Source organism: Roseicyclus sp., assembly GCF_052168335.1.
GTDB lineage: Bacteria > Pseudomonadota > Alphaproteobacteria > Rhodobacterales > Rhodobacteraceae > Roseibacterium.
In genome coordinates this window covers 1-3,302 of the sequence record NZ_JBQLZP010000329.1, presented here as the reverse complement: position 1 = coordinate 3,302, position 3,302 = coordinate 1, and the positions used below count along the sequence as shown (strand labels likewise).

The following is a 3,302-nucleotide window of genomic DNA, read 5'->3' as shown; positions in this document are numbered from 1 at the left end:
CGGCCGGACGTCGCCGCGCCGCCCGAGGTCCGCCGCCTCTCCAAGGGCGAGTTCATCGCGCTCATGGGCACGATCTTCGCGACGGTGGCCTTCTCCATCGACGCGATGCTGCCCGCCCTGCCCGAGATCGCGGCGGCGCTGACGCCCGAGGACGCGAACCGGGCGCAGCTGATCCTGACGAGCTTCGTCCTCGGCATGGGTCTCGGCACGCTGGTGGCGGGGCCGCTCTCGGACGCGCTGGGGCGCAAGACGGTGATCCTGATCGGAGCGGCGCTCTACCTTCTCGGCGCGGGCCTCGCGCTGGTGGCGCCCTCGCTCGAGCTCCTGCTCGCCGCGCGCGTGCTCCAGGGCCTCGGCGCGGCGGGGCCGCGCGTCGTGGCGCTCGCCATGGTGCGGGACCTCTATTCGGGCCGGGCGATGGCGCAGATCGTCTCCTACGCGATGCTGATCTTCACGCTCTTCCCGGCGGTGGCCCCGCTCATCGGTGCGGCGATCATCGCGGGCTTCGGCTGGCGGGCGATCTTCGGGGCCTTCATCGTCTTCTCCGTCCTCTCGGTCGGCTGGCTGACGATCCGCCAGCCCGAGACGCTGCCGCCCGAGGCGCGGCGGCGGCTCAGGGCGGGGCCGCTTCTCGCCGACCTCCGCGAGGCGCTGGCGCACCGCCAGATGCAGTTCTCCATCGTCGCCCAGACGCTGATCTTCACGGCCCTCTTCGGGTCGCTCTCGTCGATACAGCAGGTCTTCGACACCACGTATGGCCGGGCCGAGAGCTTTCCGCTCTGGTTCGCGCTCATCGCGCTGCTGGCCGCGCCCGCCGCGCCGATCAACGGGCGGCTGGTGATGCGTCTGGGCATGCGCCCGATGATCCGGGGCGGGCTCGCCGTCTCGGCTGCGGCCGCCTTCGCGACGGCGGCGGCGCTCGCCCTCCTCGGTCCGGCGGAGGCGGGCTTCGCGATCTTCTTCCTCTGGTCGGTCACGGTCTTCGCGACGGCGGCCTTCACCATCGGCAACCTCAACGCGCTCGCGCTCGAGCCGCTCGGCCACATCGCGGGCACGGCCGCCTCGGTCATGGGCGCGCTGGCCACCGTGGGCGGCGCGCTCGGCGGGGCGATGATCGGACAGCTCTACGACGGAACCGCCGTGCCCGTGGCCCTCGGCGTCGGGCTGGCGCTGGCGCTGGCGTGGCTCGTGATGCGCCGGATGCCGCGCGAGGCGACCGACGGCTGAGCCTAACCGGCGGGCGCGACCGGCGGCGGCATGGCGACACGCCGACCCTCGGCGCGGGCCACGTCGCGCTGCCACCACCACATGACGACGAGCACGTTCGGCACCCAGCAGGTCCAGCCGATATAGGGAAACACCGTCTCGAGCTCGAAGAAGAGCCGCAGGATCGGCAGTTGCAGCCGGAAGCTCACCGCCCCGAAGCACAGCGCGGCCATCATCACCATCCAGCGCCGGTGCTTCTCGCGGTCGCCCTTCACGATCCAATAGATGCCCATGACGAGCGCGCCGAACCACGCCACCGAGCCGAGCGCGAAGCCCACCTCGGACCACATCGGATAGCTCATGTTGAAGGCGATGGGCGGCGTCGTCAGCGCGGCGATGGTGATGACCGGCACCAGCGCCCAGCCGAGGTAGGCGTGCTTGCGCCGGTCGCCCCGCCGCCACATGCGGCTGACCTGGAGCGGGATGAGGATCACGGCGAGGCCGCCGAAGATCATGTGGACCGCCAGCGTGTCGCCCACGTTCGCGAGGTGATGCGCGACATGGTCCGCGCCGCGGCTGACCCCCTCCACCACGAAGGCGGCCCAGGCCCCCCCCATGCCCTCGCCGAGCGCCGGGAAGAAGCCGTGGATCAGGCCCGGCGGCACGAACTTGAAGGCCGAGGCGGCCGACAGCGCCGAGAAGAAGAGGAAGGTGTACCATCCCCATTTCGGCATCCGGCGCGGCGGCTCGATGCCCCGGCCGAGGCCCGTGTCTCCTGCGCCCCGTGCGCGCGCGGCAGGTCTGCTCATGTCCCTCGGTTCCCCACGTTCTCGGCGCGTTTCCTGAGGGGCCATTACCGCAAAACGCTCAGCCGGCCAATCCCGCCTTCGTTTTCTGCGCCGCGGCATGTTGCGCGAGATCCCGGGCGATGGCGAAGGCGCCCTTGATCTTGTCGGCCTCCGAGGCCCAGTCGCGGCGTACGACGATCTTGTTGTCCTTCACCTTGGCGAGGCCCCGCTGCTCCTGCACGAACTCCACGAGACCGGCGGGATTGGGGAACTTGTCCATGTGGAACTGGACGGTGGCGCCCTTCGGCCCCGCGTCGAGCCTGGCGATATGGGCGCGCTTGCACATGGCCTTGATGCGCACGACGAGAAGGAGCGTGTTCACCTCGCGCGGAAGTTCGCCGAAGCGATCGATGAGCTCGGCCGCGAAGCCCTCGAGGTCCACCTTCGTCTCGAGCTGCGAGAGGCGGCGGTAGAGCCCGAGCCTCACGTCGAGGTCGGGCACGTAGTCCTCCGGGATCAGGACCGGCACGCCGAGGTTGATCGTGGGCGACCATTGCCCGTCGTCGCCCGGCAGCCCCTCCGCCTCGCCCGAGCGGATCCTGGCGATCGCCTCCTCCAGCATGGACTGGTAGAGCTCGAAGCCGACCTCCTTGACGTGGCCCGACTGCTCCTCGCCCACGATGTTGCCCGCGCCCCTGATGTCGAGGTCCTGCGAGGCGATGGTGAAGCCCGCGCCGAGGCTGTCGAGCGAGCCGAGGACGCGCAGACGCTTCTCGGCGGCGGGCGTCAGCTTGCCGCGCGGCTTCGTCGTGAGGTAGGCGTAGGCGCGGGTCTTCGACCGCCCCACCCGCCCCCGGATCTGGTAGAGCTGCGCCAGCCCGAACATGTCGGCCCGGTGGATGACCATGGTGTTGGCGGTCGGGATGTCGATGCCGCTCTCCACGATGGTCGTGGCGAGAAGCACGTCGTACTTGCCGTCGTAGAAGGCCACCATCCGGTCGTCGAGCTCGCCCGCCGCCATCTGGCCATGGGCGGTGACGAAGGTGACCTCGGGCACCTGTTCGCGCAGGAATTGCTCGACCTCGGGCAGGTCCTCGATCCGCGGCACGACATAGAAGGACTGCCCGCCCCGGTAGTGCTCGCGCAGGAGCGCCTCGCGGATGGTGACCGCGTCGAACTCGGAGACGTAGGTTCGGATCGCCAGCCGGTCGACGGGCGGCGTGCCGATCATGCTGAGGTCGCGCACTCCCGACAGCGACATCTGGAGCGTGCGCGGGATGGGCGTGGCCGAGAGCGTCAGGACATGCA

Annotated in this window: 3 protein-coding genes; 1 reads left to right on the top strand and 2 read right to left on the bottom strand. The window is 70.5% G+C overall.

The window, feature by feature from the left end; genetic code table 11:
* Positions 1 to 1,227: multidrug effflux MFS transporter (locus tag ACTS11_RS10140; protein ID WP_442640195.1), on the top strand; the 1,227-nt coding region annotated here is incomplete at its 5' end.
* 2 nt (positions 1,228 to 1,229) lie between these two features.
* On the opposite strand, the gene ACTS11_RS10135 is transcribed toward ACTS11_RS10140, so the two are convergent.
* Together ACTS11_RS10135 and ACTS11_RS10130 are read right to left on the bottom strand one after the other, a co-directional pair.
* Positions 1,230 to 2,015, bottom strand: a complete 786-nt coding sequence (locus ACTS11_RS10135; protein WP_442640194.1) for a DUF2306 domain-containing protein — start codon at positions 2,013 to 2,015, stop codon at positions 1,230 to 1,232.
* Between the two features lie 58 nt (positions 2,016 to 2,073).
* Positions 2,074 to 3,302: TRCF domain-containing protein (locus tag ACTS11_RS10130; RefSeq protein WP_442640193.1), on the bottom strand; the 1,229-nt coding region annotated here is incomplete at its 5' end.

Excerpts from the sequence above, each read along its gene's own strand:
- ACTS11_RS10135 (WP_442640194.1), bottom strand. The coding sequence starts at position 2,015 with ATGAGCAGACCTGCCGCGCGCGCACGGGGCGCAGGAGACACGGGCCTC.